At 68.2% G+C, this 15060-nt stretch carries 21 protein-coding genes; 20 read left to right on the top strand and 1 reads right to left on the bottom strand.

What is annotated here, in order from left to right:
* Positions 1-303: helix-turn-helix domain-containing protein (locus SCNU_RS20300; RefSeq protein ID WP_083812645.1), on the bottom strand; the 303-nt coding region annotated here is incomplete at its 3' end.
* A 102-nt stretch (positions 304-405) separates the two neighbouring features.
* Between SCNU_RS20300 and SCNU_RS21160 the strand changes: the two genes are divergently transcribed.
* The 20 genes from SCNU_RS21160 to SCNU_RS19675 all read left to right on the top strand — a co-directional run bounded on the left by SCNU_RS21160 (position 406) and on the right by SCNU_RS19675 (position 14882).
* Positions 406-594 (top strand): helix-turn-helix domain-containing protein, encoded by a 189-nt coding sequence (locus SCNU_RS21160; RefSeq protein ID WP_083812643.1) that lies wholly within the window; start codon positions 406-408, stop codon positions 592-594.
* Entirely contained in the window at positions 588-854 is a 267-nt protein-coding gene (locus SCNU_RS19770; protein ID WP_009681188.1) for a hypothetical protein, read from the top strand. The genes SCNU_RS21160 and SCNU_RS19770 overlap by 7 nt, the downstream gene beginning before the upstream one ends.
* A gap of 8 nt (positions 855-862) precedes the next feature.
* Positions 863-1039 (top strand): hypothetical protein, encoded by a 177-nt coding sequence (locus tag SCNU_RS20685; protein ID WP_009681187.1) that lies wholly within the window; start codon positions 863-865, stop codon positions 1037-1039.
* Positions 1036-1227 carry a hypothetical protein gene (locus SCNU_RS19760; protein ID WP_009681186.1) on the top strand — a complete coding sequence of 64 codons (192 nt, stop codon included), beginning with the start codon at positions 1036-1038 and terminating at the stop codon, positions 1225-1227. Before SCNU_RS20685 ends, SCNU_RS19760 begins: the two co-directional genes overlap by 4 nt.
* Complete coding sequence (locus tag SCNU_RS19755; protein WP_009681185.1) at positions 1224-1430, top strand: hypothetical protein; 207 nt, start codon at positions 1224-1226, stop codon at positions 1428-1430. The genes SCNU_RS19760 and SCNU_RS19755 overlap by 4 nt, the downstream gene beginning before the upstream one ends.
* Before the next feature lie 582 nt (positions 1431-2012).
* Positions 2013-2723: a 3'-5' exonuclease gene (locus tag SCNU_RS19750; protein WP_009681184.1), complete on the top strand. Its 711-nt coding sequence runs from the start codon at positions 2013-2015 to the stop codon at positions 2721-2723.
* Positions 2720-3361: an HNH endonuclease signature motif containing protein gene (locus SCNU_RS19740; RefSeq protein ID WP_009681183.1), complete on the top strand. Its 642-nt coding sequence runs from the start codon at positions 2720-2722 to the stop codon at positions 3359-3361. The genes SCNU_RS19750 and SCNU_RS19740 overlap by 4 nt, the downstream gene beginning before the upstream one ends.
* A 334-nt stretch (positions 3362-3695) precedes the next feature.
* Positions 3696-4058 (top strand): hypothetical protein, encoded by a 363-nt coding sequence (locus SCNU_RS19735; protein WP_009681182.1) that lies wholly within the window; start codon positions 3696-3698, stop codon positions 4056-4058.
* 31 nt (positions 4059-4089) lie between these two features.
* Complete coding sequence (locus tag SCNU_RS19730) at positions 4090-5409, top strand: terminase large subunit domain-containing protein (RefSeq protein ID WP_009681181.1); 1320 nt, start codon at positions 4090-4092, stop codon at positions 5407-5409.
* A gap of 6 nt (positions 5410-5415) precedes the next feature.
* On the top strand, positions 5416-5664 hold the full coding sequence (locus SCNU_RS19725; protein ID WP_009681180.1) for a hypothetical protein: 249 nt from the start codon (positions 5416-5418) through the stop codon (positions 5662-5664).
* Positions 5661-6755, top strand: a complete 1095-nt coding sequence (locus SCNU_RS19720; RefSeq protein WP_009681179.1) for a phage portal protein — start codon at positions 5661-5663, stop codon at positions 6753-6755. Before SCNU_RS19725 ends, SCNU_RS19720 begins: the two co-directional genes overlap by 4 nt.
* Positions 6756-6778: 23 nt before the next feature.
* Positions 6779-7456, top strand: a complete 678-nt coding sequence (locus tag SCNU_RS20075; RefSeq protein ID WP_083812644.1) for a peptidoglycan recognition protein family protein — start codon at positions 6779-6781, stop codon at positions 7454-7456.
* Between the two features lie 103 nt (positions 7457-7559).
* Positions 7560-9533, top strand: a complete 1974-nt coding sequence (locus tag SCNU_RS19710) for an HK97 family phage prohead protease (protein WP_009681176.1) — start codon at positions 7560-7562, stop codon at positions 9531-9533.
* Positions 9530-9853: a hypothetical protein gene (locus SCNU_RS19705; protein WP_009681175.1), complete on the top strand. Its 324-nt coding sequence runs from the start codon at positions 9530-9532 to the stop codon at positions 9851-9853. The genes SCNU_RS19710 and SCNU_RS19705 overlap by 4 nt, the downstream gene beginning before the upstream one ends.
* Positions 9850-10188, top strand: coding sequence for a hypothetical protein (locus SCNU_RS19700; RefSeq protein ID WP_009681174.1), 339 nt, complete (start codon positions 9850-9852; stop codon positions 10186-10188). The genes SCNU_RS19705 and SCNU_RS19700 overlap by 4 nt, the downstream gene beginning before the upstream one ends.
* Before the next feature lie 11 nt (positions 10189-10199).
* The gene (locus SCNU_RS19695) at positions 10200-10664 is read left to right on the top strand and encodes a hypothetical protein (protein ID WP_009681173.1); all 465 of its coding nucleotides are present in this window, start codon (positions 10200-10202) and stop codon (positions 10662-10664) included.
* A 2-nt stretch (positions 10665-10666) separates the two neighbouring features.
* Complete coding sequence (locus tag SCNU_RS19690) at positions 10667-11017, top strand: HK97-gp10 family putative phage morphogenesis protein (RefSeq protein WP_009681172.1); 351 nt, start codon at positions 10667-10669, stop codon at positions 11015-11017.
* Positions 11018-11025: 8 nt separating this feature from the next.
* Positions 11026-11328: a hypothetical protein gene (locus SCNU_RS19685; RefSeq protein ID WP_009681171.1), complete on the top strand. Its 303-nt coding sequence runs from the start codon at positions 11026-11028 to the stop codon at positions 11326-11328.
* 114 nt (positions 11329-11442) lie between these two features.
* Positions 11443-13404 carry a phage tail protein gene (locus SCNU_RS19680; RefSeq protein ID WP_009681169.1) on the top strand — a complete coding sequence of 654 codons (1962 nt, stop codon included), beginning with the start codon at positions 11443-11445 and terminating at the stop codon, positions 13402-13404.
* On the top strand, positions 13404-14882 hold the full coding sequence (locus SCNU_RS19675; protein WP_009681168.1) for a hypothetical protein: 1479 nt from the start codon (positions 13404-13406) through the stop codon (positions 14880-14882). The genes SCNU_RS19680 and SCNU_RS19675 overlap by 1 nt, the downstream gene beginning before the upstream one ends.
* The last annotated feature ends 178 nt before the right edge of the window (positions 14883-15060 follow it).

Genomic DNA, 15060 nt, shown 5'->3' with positions numbered 1-15060 from the left:
ATCAGCGGGTTCGGGGTTCGAGTCCCTGATGGCGCACCCCTGGGAAGCCCCGTCACCATCCGGTGACGGGGCTTCTCCCGTTTCCAGCCAATGCAGGTCCACGCCGGTCGCCATCGACCAGGCCATAAACGTCGTCCGTCGCGGACGCGTGACGCCGGACTCCGCGCGCTGAACCGTCGCCGTCGAGACGCCGAGCATGGTCGCAAACTCGGTCTGAGACAGACCGACGTACTGACGAGCGACCGTGAGTCGCTGAGATTCCGTGAGTGTGGGAATTACGCCGCGCTGCTGTGCTGTGGTCATAAACAGACCGTACCTGCACATTGTCGCAACTACAACACCAAATACTGACCAGTACAAAGTGCTGTCATTGACACAGTGACGTGATTACGTCACTCTGAGGTCATGACAGCACAGAGTGAGCCGCCGCTCTCGACGGCAGAAGTAGCGCGCATGTTCAGCGTCACTCCGGTGACCATCTCCCGGTGGGTCCGGTCCGGCCGACTCCGCACAGCGGGCAAAATGCCCGGCACGACTGGCGCGTACGTGTTCGACCGCGCCGAAATCGAACGTCTGGCGGGTGCGTCATGCTGACCCCGGCTATTCAGGCGTACGGCGTCGCCATCGTCGCCATCCTCATCGGCATCCTGGTGGCGTCGCTGCTCATCCTGGCGTTCGACTTCCACCGTTGGTCCAAGCGCCGCGACGCCGAGCGTCTCGAGCTCACGACGCCGACGACGGCCGACCTCGACGCGGCGCAGCTGCGCCACCCGGCCGGTCGTCATCGGGCCCCGGAGCGGCCCACAGCGGCCAACCGGCCGACCTTCCACCACTACCGCCCGCGTCCGCTGTGAGCGCCGAAATGGCCGACGTGGCACCGCACGTCATCTCGCCGCCGTCCGGCTCGTTCATCCTCATCCTGGTGCCGCGCACCGATGACGAGATGGACCAGTTCGTTACCGACCTCGAGCAGCTCGCCGACGCCGTCACCGACCTGGCTGACCGCGCTCGGCAGAAGATCGCCGAGGCACGCCAATGACCGCCGCGACGACTCCCAGCGTCGGCCCGCTCAAGCCCTCACAGCGTCGCCGCGCCGCCGCGCTCATCGTGGCGCGCGATGTGCTCGCCGAACGCCGTTTCGCGGGTAGCTCAGCGGTCGCGCACCTCCCACTGATTGAGGTCGCCAACTACGTCGTCACCGGCGAAGTTCCGGGCGGTGGCGAGTGAGCAAGAAGTCGCGCGCTCGCGCCGTCTCGCTCAGCACCGGGCTCGTCCGCTCGTGCCGTGGCTGTGGCCAGCTCGTCGCGCTCGGGTGGGAACACCCGCGCGGCCGGACGCTGCGCACCTGGTCCGTGCCCGAACCGGACGGCCCGATGTTCCTGACCACCGATGAGTCGGTGATCCTCGAGCCTCACGTCTGCCAGCCATGAAGTTCGAGTGGCGCAGCGAGCACCCGTCAACCGTGGAAGAGAACCGCGCTGGCGTGCTGGCGAACAAGCCCCGGTGCTCGCTGTGCGACCGACCATTTCACCCCAAGTACGACCCGCCGCGTGACCTGATCTGCCGCGACTGTCGAGACCAGCCCCCGACGGCCCCTGATCCATCCGAAGTCCTGTTCTAGGCAACTCTGCTCAATCCCGCTGTGCCCCAACCGAATAACCGAGCCTGACCCGCCCGGTGCGTCGCCCGTTAGATGGGCTTCTCTCCGCGTGCACGCATGTCAGGAAGTGCACACCCGATCACACCGGGCCGCTGGTAAAGGCGGACTCGGGCAGCAATACGGCTACGGCCGGGCCCGGTGGAACATCCCAGTCCCGACGCGCCGAGTAATGCCCGGCGCGTGTTAGCAGGCTCCAGACCGTCCGGCTCCGACCGGCAGAACGGCCCTGCTGATCCAGTCATCCGACGATCAGCAGGGACACCCACCACCCGCACCTCACCAACCGGCAGATAGCCGTTCTTGGTGGCTCAGCAGTCCCGTAAGGGACTGCAACCGATAGGAGAACCAAAAGATGACCCACCGATACGTAGCGCTCGACCTCGAGACCACCGGACTGAACACGCTGACCGCGTGCCCGCTCGAGATCGGTGCTGTCGAGATACTCGAGAACGATCCGCGCGGCCCGTACGGTCGTGTCCTGGGCTTCGTTCCTCACACCCCGGATGCTGTGCTGCACAAGGCATCACCCGACGCGCTCGCTGTGAACCGCTTCTACGAGCGTCGCCTGTATGCGGCCATGCTTCGGCCGGCCGAAACCGCTGACATGATGCTCGAGCTCGTGGAGCTGCTGCGCGGCGCGACCCTGGTCGGCGCGAACGTCGCCTATGACGCCGCGATCCTGTGGGCTTGGCTGGCGACGTTCACCGACGACGAGACGCCGCCGTGGCACTTCCGCCTGTACGACGTGGAGCTGGCGACCGAGGTGGCGCTGAACCTCGACCGGACGCCGTCACTCCGCTCGAGCTGCGAGCTGTGGAACGTGGACACCGACCGCGACGCGGCGCACACGGCGCTCGGCGACGCGTACATGGCCGCCGATGTGTTCCTGGCGGTCCGGGCCCACTGTCGCGGCGACGAGCCCGACCAGCACCCCGCCAACGTCGTGCCGATCATCCCTCGAGCGGTCGGCGGCGCATCCGTCTCGTCGGCATCATCGCGGTCGCGCTGCTTGTGCCACACGAGCGAGCTCGCGCCGTGCCCGATCCACAACGGACCGCTGTGAGCAAGTGGGGCGGCCGTCGGGCTGCTCGGCTCCGCGCGGCCACGCTCGAGGCGTACGGCACGACGTGCCATCTGTGCGGCCGTCCCGGTGCCGACAGCGCCGATCACCTGATCCCTCGAGCGCTCGGCGGCCCCGACACGCTCGACAACCTCAGACCGGCGCACCTGGCGTGCAATCAGCGGCGCGGCACCGGCGCGACCGGCCATCAGGTCACGGTCGTGTGCGGGCCGCCCGCAGCGGGCAAGACGACGTTCATCCACGAGCACGCCAAGCCCGGCGACGTGGTCATCGACTTCGACGCGCTCGCTGTGGCGCTCCAGCTGCCCGGTGCCAGCACGCACGACCACCCCGACGGCGTGCCTCACGTCGCCGCAGCGGCCCGTACGGCGGCCATCGCGGCGGCCACCGGGCCGCGCGGCCGGGCCCGCGTGTGGCTGGTGGACACTCAGCCCACACCCAAGCGGCTCGGCAGCTACCGAGCTCGAGGCTGGCGCGTGGTCACCATCGACCCCGGCCGCGACGTGGTCATGGCTCGCATGGGTGAGCGACCACCTCGAGCACTCGAGGCTGTGGCTCGGTGGTACGACGGCGTCGAGCAGGTGGCCACGCCATCGTCGGACCCGTCGCGCGACTGGTGACGAGCTGCATAATATGCACGGCTATGCAGGATCGGACATGCATAAGTATGCGTTCGATCCTGCATAAACCGCGTGAATAATATGCGCGACGAGCTCGAGCCCGAAGGTTTTGAGTCGGTAGGGTACCGGCAGGAGCCCCCGGTGCCCCCGTTCTTTCCCCAGGTCAAATATAGGGGGGTCGGTACCGAAAACCGGCGGATGCACACTCACGCGGCCATGTCAAGTCTGCATAGTCGTGAATAATATGCAGCCGGAGGCGTTGCATAGTATTCATTCGTCGGTGCATAGTATCGGTATGCCACGTCCCGATCCCGCAGCCCCTCGAGCTGGTCAAGTGTCCCTGTTCGACGCCGACGAGCGTCTGGCCGACGTGCGAGTCGGTCAGGTGCTGCGCGGTCGGCACTCTAAGGCGATGGACGCGGCGCTGACCGCTGCCAACGCTGCCGAGGTCATGGGCGAGCTCGACGGCGGTCTGGCGACCGTGCTGCGCGCTGGTGCTTGGGCCCTCGACAGCATGGAGAAGTCGAACCATCACTACGGTCCGGCCAAGCTCATCCCGGCCATGACCGAAGCGCTGCGCGACGCGCATATGACGCCGGAGTCTCGGCAGACCGACCTCGACAGCGACTACCGCCAGCTTCTCGCCGAGCTCGCCAGCGCCGATGACTCAGCCCCGGTATCTGACTCCGCGCAGTAGCAGCCGGACGTACGGCGCGAAAATCGCCCGTGTGTCCGAGCTGCTCGGCCGCCCGCTCATGCCGTGGCAGATTCTGGCCGCCGACCTGATCGGCGAGTGTGACGCCAGCGGCCGACTGATTCACCCGCTCGTCGTCGTCACGGTTCCGCGCCAGTCGGGCAAGACGGCGCTACTGGCGGCCGTGATGCTGCACCGGCTCATCATGCTCGGCGAAGGCGGCCGAGTCTGGTACACCGCTCAGACCGGCATCAAGGCTCGTGAACAGATGTGGGAGATGATGGACGCCATCGACCGCTCGGCGCTCGGGCCGCTCATCAAGTCCAAGCGCGGCGCTGGCGACACGTCGATGGAGCTGCTCGGCACCGGCGCTCGAGCGAAGATGCACCCGCCTACGCCAGATTCGTTGCACGGCAACCAATCTGACCTCAACGTGATTGACGAGGCGTGGTTCTTCGACGAGCCTCAAGCTCACGGACTCATGGGTGCGATCACGCCGACGCAATCGACGCGGCCGAACGCTCAGACCATCATCATCAGCACGGCCGGAACAGCCGAGTCTGTATGGTTTCACGATCTGGTGGCGCGTGGCCACGACGGCGCGCTGTGCCTGGTGGACTACGGCGTGGCCGACGGCGTGACCCCGGACGATTATCCGGCCATCGCAGCAGCTCACCCGGCCATCGGACACACTCAGAAGGCGGCGATTCTCCCGGCCGCCCGCGAGCAGCTCAGCAGCGGCGAGTTCCTCCGCGCATACGGCAACGTCCGAACGCGCACCGAGTCCCGACTTTTGCCGGCCGAAATCGTGGACGCCGCGACGACGACCACGCCGCTGCCCGCCACCGGCGCGGTCGTGTTCGGGTGCGCGCTGTCGTTCGAGCGCGATGACGCCGCCATCGTGGCGTGCATGGCCGCCGACGACGGCACGCCGGTGGTCGAGCTCGTCGCTCGGTTCACCTCAGCCGAAGGCGTGGCCGCCCGGTGCGCCGAGCTCACCGACCGTCACGGAGGCCACGTCGCCATCGCGCCAGCGGGCCCGGCCGGATCAATCGCCGACGACGCCGACCGGCTCGGCGCGACCGTCACCCGGTACGCCGACGCCGAGCTGTCGAGCTCGACGGCCGATTTTCTTGACCGCATCCGCGCGACGCCGCCGACGGTCCGCATCCGGGCTCACGAGGCGTTCACCGACGCGTTCGACGCCGCCGCGCTGCGCACCAGCGGCGACCGGCTGCACTGGTCCCGCCGTGGCTCGGCCGGATCAATCGCCGTGCTCGAGGCGGCCACGCTCGCCGTCCGCGCGCTCGCCGACCAGCCCGCACCACCCACCCGCCCGATGATCTGGAGCTGACCAACCATGCCGAAGGCACCGACCGCGTACACCATCGACTCCACCCCGTACAGCGCCGTCGTGCTGTGCAACGCTCCCGGCTGCTCGTGGCGCGGTCTCGCGCACACGAAACCGTCGGCGTATCGCCTTGTCGCGGACCATCTTCGGCACGCGCACCACAACCTCAAGGCATCGTGGAACGCGGCCCGTTTCGCCGAGCGCTACAACCGCGACGTTTCAGGAACCGAGTCGGTCGGCGAGAAGGTGACCGCGTGAGTTTCCTGAGTCGCGTACGCACCGCGCTGGCCGCCCCGGCGATAGCAGCCGGTCAGGTGTCCCGGCTGTCGCCGTACGACGACACCAACCATCTCGTGAGCGTCGTCGCGCCGGACTGGCTGCCGACACACGGCGGTCTGACCCGACAGACCGCGATGGCGATTCCGGCCGTCAAGCGGGCCCGGAACATCGCGGCCACGACCATCGCCCGTATGCCGCTGCGCGCATACCGTGGCGAGACGATGCTGACCGGCTCCGACCGGCCGCTGTGGCTCGACCGCACCGACGGCCCGGTCTCGCCGTATCACCGGATGCTGTGGACCGTGGACGATCTGCTGTTCTACGGCTGGTCGCTGTGGGCGGTCGGCCGCGACGGCAGCGGCCGCGTCATTGCCGCCGACCGCGTGCCCTACAGCGCGTGGCGCGTCGATCAGGGCCGCGTCGTGTACATCGGTGACCAGGGCATCGAAACCGTCGCCGACCCCGCGTCGATTGTGCTGATTCCCGGCTCAGACGAGGGACTGCTGCACGACTCATCGACCGCCATCCGGCACGCGGCCGACCTGCTGCACGCCGCCGCGACGGCCGCCGCGACCCCGTCGGCGTACCTCGAGCTGCACCAGACCAACGATCTGCCGCTGTCGGACAAGGACCGCACCGACCTCATCGACTCGTGGCGTAAGGCTCGGCTCGGCGAGAACGGCGGCGTGGCGTTCACGTCGGCCGGTGTCGAGGCGCGCGAGCTCGGCACGTTCTCCGAACACCTGCTGGTCGAGGGCCGCAACGCCGCCGCGCTCGACGTGGCTCGAGCCACCAATCTGCCCGGCTCGGTGCTCGACGCCACCACCGACAAGTCGTCGCTCACGTACGAGACGACCCGCGACAAGGCGCGCGACCTCATCGACTATGGGCTGTCCACCTACATGTCGCCCATCGCCGCCCGGCTCGGCATGGACGACGTGAGCCCTCGAGGTACCGCCATCCGCTTCGAGCTCGACGCCGTCACCGGGCCCGGCGCCACCGACGGCCCGCCCGACGACGGCAGCGGCTCGACCCCGCCCGCACCCACCGAAACCGGAGTAGCACAGTGAGCCAGTTCAAGGCAGACCGAGACATGTTGTCTCCCAACGATTCCGGCGTACGCGCCGCGCCGCCGTCGCTGGTCATCGTCCACACAAACGAGGGTGACCCGAACGGCCGCGCCGACGACCTGGCCGCGTACTTGCAGAAGCCGAGCAGCCAAGCGTCGTACACGCTCATCGTGGACCGCACCGGCCGCATCGTCCGCAGCAACGACGACGAGTTCGTTCCGTGGGCTGCTGGCAGCCCGGCGAACGAGCGCGGTCTGCACCTGTGTTTCGTCGGCCGCGCCGTTCAGTCCACCGCGGAATGGCTCGCGCAGCCCCGGCAGCTCGACGCCGCCGCGCGCGCCGTCGCCGACTGGTGCCGCCGGTACAACATCCCGGCGACCTGGCTCACCGGCGACCGTATGCGCGCCGGTGCGCGCGGCATCGGCGGCCACGACACCACCGTGTTCGCCTGGCACGCCACCGACCACACAGACCCCGGCGCAGGGTTCCCGCGCGCACAGTTCGTGGCGCTGGTGAACAAGCACCTGACCGGCACATCACAGCAGGAGGACGATGACATGGCATTCACCGACGAGGACCGCCGGAAGCTCGACTACATCTATGGGCAGCTTCGGCCGTGGCCGCAGCTCGGCACCAACGACAAGGGCGAGCCGCTGACGCTGATCGACGCCGTCGCCGAGCTCAAGGCCAACGACCGATGATCTGGCCGTTCCTGATCGGCGTCGTCGTCGGCGCTGTCGGCGCGGTCTCGCTGCTCGGGCTGTACCTGCTCGTGACGCTGGCGAAGGTCGGAGGTGACGAGCTGTGAGCCATCGACTCCCGGACTCCGACACCACGACCCAGGTGGTGCACCCGCACCGCGCCGTCGTCCGCAGCTCGCTCGCCACCACGGTCGCCGTGGTGCCGATCCTGTGGCCGCTCGTCAACCGTGAGCTCGGCGCAGTGTGGGCGACGGTCGCCGTCGTGGCCGCCGTCGCGGGTAACGCCGTCGTCACCCGACTGCTGACCTATCCCGGCGTCGAGGCGTGGCTGCGCGACGTGCTGCCGCAGCTGGCCGCGTCGCCGCCCGACGAGCAGTCGCGCCCCGCTCGCGGTCGCCTCGACCTGGCCGCGCCGCTCCCGGCGATGATGGCATCGGACACCGGCGAGCTGCTCCAGCTCGACGGCGCAGCTGGCGACCTGCTGGCGTCCGAGTCCGAGCGCGTCGTGTCCGGGCTGGTCATTCCGTGGAATCAGCAGGGCGCGACGACGGCCGGTGCGCTCACGATCCCGCCCGGCGCGGTCCGCGTGCCGCGCGATATCGGCCGCGTCAAGCTGCTGTTCAAGCACACCGGCACCGAAGGTCACAAGCCCGTCGGCCGCGCGCTGTCGTACGAGCCGAAGGCCGACGGGCTGCATATGTCGTTCGCCATCGCCCGGACCCCGGACGGTGACGCCGCCATCGACCAGGTGCGCGAAGGCGTGTTCGACGCGTTCAGCGCCGAGCTGCGCGCCGTCAAGAAGAACGCCACCACCGTGCAGGACTCGATCCTGACCGGCGTGGCGCTCGTGGACCGCCCGGCGTTCGATGACGCGCGCGTTCACAACCTCAATGCCGAGTACACCCACATCACCCAGGAGCACGACACTATGAACGTCAAGGACTTCATTCACGCCATGATGGCCGCCGGTGCCACCGAGCAGGCCGCTCGAGCGAAGGCGGCCGAGTACTTCGACGCCGCCGATATCGCGGCCGTCGCCATCGACCCGGCCGCAGCGAATCGGCCGGCCGAATCCGCACCGGCGGCCCCGGCCGCCGAGCAGGCACCGGCCGCCCCGGCTGTGGCTCACGCCGGATACACCCCGGCGACGCCGCCGGTGGTCCCGGCCGCGCTCACCGAGCACCGCTCGCCGACCATCGTGCACGCGTCGGCGTACGAGGCCGCTCAGACGATCCTCGCCGCCAGCCGCGACCGCTCGCAGGTGGTGCACGCCGCGCTGTCGGACATCACCAACTCGGGTCTGACCGACGCCATCCCGCCCGCGTGGCTCGGGCAGCTGTGGTCGGGCCCGGCCAAGCAGCGCGAGCTCGTGCCGCTGCTCAATCAGAAGCCGCTGCGCTCGTGGCGTATGCAGGGTTTCCGGTGGAAGGACAAGCCGCTGGTCGCCGCGTACACCGGCGACAAGACGGAGATTCCGTCGGGCCCGGTGTCGGTCGAGCCCTACGAGTCGGAGGCGACCCGGTGGGCTGGCGGCCACGACCTCGACCGCAAGTTCTGGGACTTCGGTGACGCGGGCATCCTGGCCGACTACTGGGCGATGATGAACGAGTCGTACGCCGTCGTCACCGACCAGGCGGCCGGTGCGTTCATCGTCGCCAACGCCAAGACCGTCGCGCCGCTCGCGCCGGTCGGCGAGATTCCGGCGCTGGTGCTCGCCATGTATCAGGCCAAGAACAGCGTCAAGAAGGCCACCGGCGTGCTGCCGAGCTACTACCTGGCCAACAGCGCCGATCAGCTCAAGCTGCTCGAGCTCACGGCACAGAACAAGCCCGCGTTCTGGGACCAGCTCGGCGTCGATCCGTCGATGATTCTGTGGCGTGACCACGTCCCGGCCGGGACGCTGGTGGCCGGTGCGAAGCCCGCGACGACGTTCTGGGAGCTGCCCGGCTCGCCGCTGCGCGTCGAGGCCGAGCACCTCAGCCACGGTGGCCGTGACCGCGCCATGTTCGGGTACACCGGGCAGACCGTCGACAACCCCGACGGGCTGGTCAAGATCGCGTTCACGGTCACGCCGTGACCACGCCGACGCCGGTAGAACCGGTCATCACCGAGCTGTCGGTGGCGACCTGGCTCGGCATGTCCGCGCCGGACGCGTACGTGTCCGAGGTGGTGCCCGCCGTCAGCGTGTATGTGAGGGAGATACACGGTGACGGCGAGCTCACCGATGCCGTGCAGCTCGGCGCGCTCATGCTGGCCGCGCTCATCGTCCGGCGTCGGAACAGTCCCGGCGGCGTCGAGTCGTTCGGCGAGCTCGACCCGTCGTTCGTCGCACGGTATGACCCGACCATCAGCCAGCTGCTCAAGCTCGGCAATCACCGGAAGCTGATCGTCGGATGAGCGAGCTCGCGGCGTCACTGGAACGCATCGTCACCGCGCTCGAGGCGGCCGGAGTCAGCGCCACCACCGACGCTCGCAACCTCAATCCGCCGTGTGCGTGGGTGACCGTCGCCGACGTGACCACCCCGACGCTGTGCGGCGGCTACCAGGTGCGCGCGGCCGTGTGCCTGATCGCTGGCGACTTCGGGTCGGGTCAGTCGCTCGGCGCGCTCGGCGAGCTGCTCGACAAGGCGGCCGAAGTCGTCACGTTCGATGAGCCGGTCAAGCCGATGACCGTCACCCCGCCTGGCGTCGGCGTCGCGCTCCCGGCGCTCGTCATCACCACCACCACCTGAAAGGCACCATCATGGCCATCAAGCGTCCTATTCCCGCTCTCGGGCCCGGCTCGCTCATCTTCGGCGAAGTGACCGCCGACCAGCTCGACATCAGCTGTCAGGTCACCGCTGCCAAGATCACGTTTGACAGCGACAAGGAGGATGATCTGCCGACGCTGTGCGGCGGCGTCATCACCGGCGAGAAGACGTACACGTCCAAGCTCGAGTTCTCGGCCGCGCAGGACCTCGAGGAGAACGGACTGATTGACTGGACGTGGGCGAACGCGGGCAAAGAAGTCCCGTTCAAGTTCGTGCCGCTCGAGTCCGAGGTGGCGACGATCACCGGCGTCGTGGTGATCGACCCTGTCGAGTTCGGCGGCGACGTCAAGAAGCGCAACATCAGCGACGCCGAGTTCGATCTGGTCGGGCTGCCGACGTTCACCCCGGACGCCACCCCGGACTCCACCGAGTACCCGCCCGCTGTCCCGGCCCCGTAACCGTGGCCACCCTCCGCGTCGATGTGCGCGGCGATGACCGGATCAGGGCGAACCTGGCCCGGGCCGCCGCGCACATCGACAACCCACACGAGCCGCTCAAGCAGGCGGCCGACGCGGTCGCCGACCGAGCATCCGAGCTCGCGCCGAAGGACACCGGCAATCTGGCCGGCCGAAATCGTGGGCGCGTCACCAAGCACACGGCGAGCGTGTTCAACCGCGTTCGCTACGCCGGGTTTCAGGAGCACGGAACACGCGTCATGCACGCGCACCCGTTCCTCCGCCCGGCGCTCCAGACCACCGATATCGCCGCGTTCTTCGAGCAGTTCGCTCACGACGTGGCCAACGACATTTAGGAGTTCCGTTGTCCAGCAAGCCGATCACCCGCATCATCCTGGACGTGCTCATGCTCGACGGCACCGAGCACCGCGACATTGTGGTGACCAACGCCGACCGACTCAAGGGCGAAGCGACCGGCCGCCGACAGAAGTGGGGAACGCTTCAGGAGTCTCAGCAGACGTACACGACGTTTTGGGCGTACGCCGCGCTTGTCCGGCTCGGCCGGTTCACCGGCTCGTTCGATGACTTCATCAACGCCAGCGAGACGATTGACGAGGCGGGCACCGACACCGTGGACCCTACGGCGACGGCGACGCTCACCGACTGATCGCCGCTGTCGCCATCGCCATGCAGGTCCCGCCCTCGACGCTCGCCGACGAGTCCGACGAGATGCTGGCCACCCTGATCGACATTCTGCAGGAACAAGCCGAGGAGGCTAAGCGTGGCTGATTCCACCGCCGTCGTCCGCATCATCTCGCGGTCGGACGATTCCGGTATCGCCAAAATGTCGCGGTCGATGGCGAAGTTCTCGGCGCTCGCTGCCGCGTCGGCCCCGGCGCTCGCTGGCGCAGCGGCGAGCGTCGCGGCCATCGGCGTCGCCGCTGCCGGTCTCGGCGCGGTCGCCACCCCGGCTCTCGCCGTCGTCATCGCTGGCTTCGAGGGCATCAAGAACGCAGCGAAAACCATTGCGCCACAGTTCGATACGTTCAAGTCGGCGATGGCGTCATCGTTCTCGGGAATGTCGGTCGGGTTCGGCAAGCTCGGCGCGACGCTCGGCCGGATCACCCCGGCCATGTCCGGAGTCGGCCGCGCCATCACCGGAGTGTTCAACGGCGCGGCCGGTGCCATCGCCAAGAACAGCGGCAACCTGTCCAAGCTCGCCGGTGTCACCGCGCAGCTCATCGGCAAGGTTGGGCCCGGACTCAACTCGCTCATCACGAAGATGCTCGAGTTCGGCGGGTCGATCAAGCTCGACCCGATTCTGAACATGTTCAAGCAGCTGTGGCAGCTGCTCCAGCCGATCATCAACCTGTTCAGTCAGCTCGCCGCTGCTGCCGGTCCGTTCGGGTCGGTGCTCGGCATCATCGGCGGCGCGATCACGGCCGCGACCCCGGCGCTGGTGAACCTGGCCGCCACGGTGGGCCCGGTGCTGTCGGAGGCGTTCACCGCGCTGGTGCCGACCATCGGGCAGCTGGCCGACGCGTTCGCTCAAGTCGTCGCCGCCGTCGCGCCGGTCATCCCGCCCATCGCCCGACTGGTCGCCGCCATCGTGTCCGGGCTCGGTCCGGCGCTCCCGTACGTCGTCGGCGCGATCCTGGCGTTCGGCGCGGCCATGAAGGTCGCCGCCGTCGCCACCGCGATCATGAACAGCGCGCTGCTGGCGTCGCCGATAACGTGGATCGTTCTGGCCATCGTCGCGGTCATCGCGGTCATCGTGCTGCTGGCGACCAAAACCAAGTTCTTCCAGACGATCTGGAAGGCGGTCTGTACCGCCGTCACGACCGTGTGGCGGGTGGCGTGGAACGCCATCAAGGCCGTCGCGTCGGCCGTCGTCGCCGCCATCCTCGCCGTCGTGAACGCGTTCAAGGCCGCCGTCGTCGCGGTCTGGAACGGCATTCAGGCGGCCGCGCTCGCCGTGTGGAACTTCATCCAGAACGCCGTGATGACGGTCGTCGGCATCATGTCGGCGATTCTCGGCGCGTTCGGCATCAACGTGTCGCTGATCTGGACGACGATTCAGACCGTCGCCACGACCGTGTGGATGATGATTCAGGCCGTGATTCAGGCGGTCATCGCGGTCATCAACGCCATCGTGTCCGCGTGTGCGTCCGCCATCGCCGCCGCGTGGAACATGGTGATGGCAGTGGCGAGCGCCGTGTGGAACGCCATCAGCTCGGTCGTCTCGACGGTCGCCGGTGTCATCGGGTCCGTGGTCACCGGCGCGGTGAACACCGTCATCAGCATCTTCAACCGGGTCAAGTCGGTCGGCGAGTCCGTGTGGAACGGTATCCGTGGCTTCATCGACGGCGTCGGCTCGGCGATTCAGACCGTCATCGGGTGGGTGCAGTCGCTGCTCGACAAGCTCTCGAGCGCCGCGTCACTGCTCGACAAGGTCAACCCGTTCAACTCGCTGGCCGACGGGCCCGGACTCGCCGTGCACATGGTGCCGCCCACCGGGTACCGCGAGCTCCACCTGGCGTCCGGGTGGCCGTCGGTCGCCGCGCTCGGGCAGCTCGGTACCTCGAGCGCCGGAATGGTCCAGAACATCGACAACCGCACCATCATTCAGGTGGATGGCTCGGGTATCGCCGACCCTCAGAAGGTCGCGCACGCGGTCGCCAACTCGGTCGGCCGCAACTCGCGCACGCGCGGTCAGGGCTTCGCCGTCCGGGTCGGTGCGTGATGGTCAACCCCAAGCCCACCGTCACCATCGCGGTCCGGCAGCCCGGCGTGACCACCTCGACCACGCTCACGCCGACGTGCTCGACGGCCCTCGACGCCGACGGCCGCGAGTGTCTGCCCGCAGCTGACGCGTGCATTCTCGGTGACCTCACGATCGACTGGGGCCGCTCCGATGTGTGGACACAGCCGGACCCGGCCGTGGCCACCGCCGTCGTGTGGCAATCGGACCGGGCCGCCGAGCTCAACCCGTCGGTGAACCTGGCGCGCGCCACACCCGGCCGTGGTCTGGTCGGTCTGGACTTCGACGTGGTCGTACCCCGGACCGCACCGGCCACCGGCTCGTTCGTCGTATTCCGTGGCCGCACAACGAATGTGGACGCCGAGCGCTCACAGCAGCGGACCGTGAACGGCCTCGAGAACGGGTGGATGCTGCGCATTCAGGCGGCCGACCGCTCGGCGTCGCTGGCCCAGGTGGATAAGCAGGGTTTCGTCAAGCTCGACGCCGACCGCACGATGAAGGCGAACGCCGACTTTCTCAACACCCTCAGCTCGTGGGCGGGCATCCGCGAAACGTACTTCGAGGCGGCATATCAGAACGGTAAGTGCCGGTTCGTGGACATGACCGACAAGACGCTGCTCGAGGTCATCGTGGAGCTGTACGCCAGCTTCTCGCATCAGTTCGTGTACAACCCGCGCCGGAACGTCATCATCCGCATCCCGGCCGCCTACGACCACGGCAGCTACTCGCTGCAATTCGGCCGGCGAAACGTCGGTGACACGGTCCGGCTGTACGCACCGGCGTGGGTGGACAACACCGGCCGAGAGGATCCGCAGGACTCCGAACCGTACCCGTCCGGGTACGTCGGCGGCGACGACGTATCGGGTGACGTTCGGATCAGCAGCGACCAGGTGAACGCCATCACGCACCTCGAGTGCAAGTGGTACGACTCGGTCGCCGCGAAGAAGGACATCATCTCTCGCGTCGTCGTGGACGACAGCGCCAACCGCGGGCTACTCCGGTTCGACTCATGGTTCGAGGACGGTCTGCAAATTGACCCGATCATGCAGGACGTGAAGCGGAAGTGTCTCGCCGAAGGTGCGCGAGCGTTTCACCCGACCATCGTGTACGACACGCGCCGAGCTGGCGATATCCCGGACTGGAACACCCTCGAGACGCTGGCGTGCCCGGCTCAGACCGTCCGCATGGTCGTGGTCGCCGGGTCACCGTTCGCCGCGCTCATGGACGTGCCGCCGGTCTGGTACCCGGCCGGTGGCGTCATCGCCTACGGCGGCGGTCACTGGACGTTCACGACCCACCTGGCACCCGCGCCGATCACGCTGGCCGGGTCGCCGGTCACGTTCGCCAACCTGGCCAGCAGCTCGACCGGCTCGACGCTCACGCTCGGGCAGCTCGACAAGTCCATTTCGTCGTATGACCTCCGATTCTGTTCTGACCCCGCCCTGTACATCTGGAGCTGATATGCCCGCAACGACACCCGCCCCGTACTCGCTGCCCTACCTGGTGACCAGCGACCCGCTGCACCAGATCGCACAGAACACGCGGAACCTGGCCGAGCGGCTCGCGCTGCTCATCGCATCCGGCGAGCTGACCGGCGACACCGGCCCGGCGAACACGCTCAGCATCGGGACCGTGACC

It is taken from the genome of Gordonia neofelifaecis NRRL B-59395, assembly GCF_000192435.1.
Classification (GTDB): Bacteria; Actinomycetota; Actinomycetes; order Mycobacteriales; family Mycobacteriaceae; genus Gordonia; species Gordonia neofelifaecis.
This window is presented reverse-complemented; position numbering and strand designations above follow the sequence as displayed.

What these genes read in the sequence shown, in the direction of transcription:
- SCNU_RS21160 (WP_083812643.1), top strand. Translation starts at nt 406, where the DNA reads ATGACAGCACAGAGTGAGCCGCCGCTCTCGACGGCAGAAGTAGCGCGC.
- SCNU_RS19770 (WP_009681188.1), top strand. Translation starts at nt 588, where the DNA reads ATGCTGACCCCGGCTATTCAGGCGTACGGCGTCGCCATCGTCGCCATC.
- SCNU_RS20685 (WP_009681187.1), top strand. Translation starts at nt 863, where the DNA reads ATGGCCGACGTGGCACCGCACGTCATCTCGCCGCCGTCCGGCTCGTTC.
- SCNU_RS19760 (WP_009681186.1), top strand. Translation starts at nt 1,036, where the DNA reads ATGACCGCCGCGACGACTCCCAGCGTCGGCCCGCTCAAGCCCTCACAG.
- SCNU_RS19750 (WP_009681184.1), top strand. Translation starts at nt 2,013, where the DNA reads ATGACCCACCGATACGTAGCGCTCGACCTCGAGACCACCGGACTGAAC.
- SCNU_RS19725 (WP_009681180.1), top strand. Translation starts at nt 5,416, where the DNA reads ATGCCGAAGGCACCGACCGCGTACACCATCGACTCCACCCCGTACAGC.
- SCNU_RS20075 (WP_083812644.1), top strand. Translation starts at nt 6,779, where the DNA reads ATGTTGTCTCCCAACGATTCCGGCGTACGCGCCGCGCCGCCGTCGCTG.
- SCNU_RS19700 (WP_009681174.1), top strand. Translation starts at nt 9,850, where the DNA reads ATGAGCGAGCTCGCGGCGTCACTGGAACGCATCGTCACCGCGCTCGAG.
- SCNU_RS19695 (WP_009681173.1), top strand. Translation starts at nt 10,200, where the DNA reads ATGGCCATCAAGCGTCCTATTCCCGCTCTCGGGCCCGGCTCGCTCATC.
- SCNU_RS19675 (WP_009681168.1), top strand. Translation starts at nt 13,404, where the DNA reads ATGGTCAACCCCAAGCCCACCGTCACCATCGCGGTCCGGCAGCCCGGC.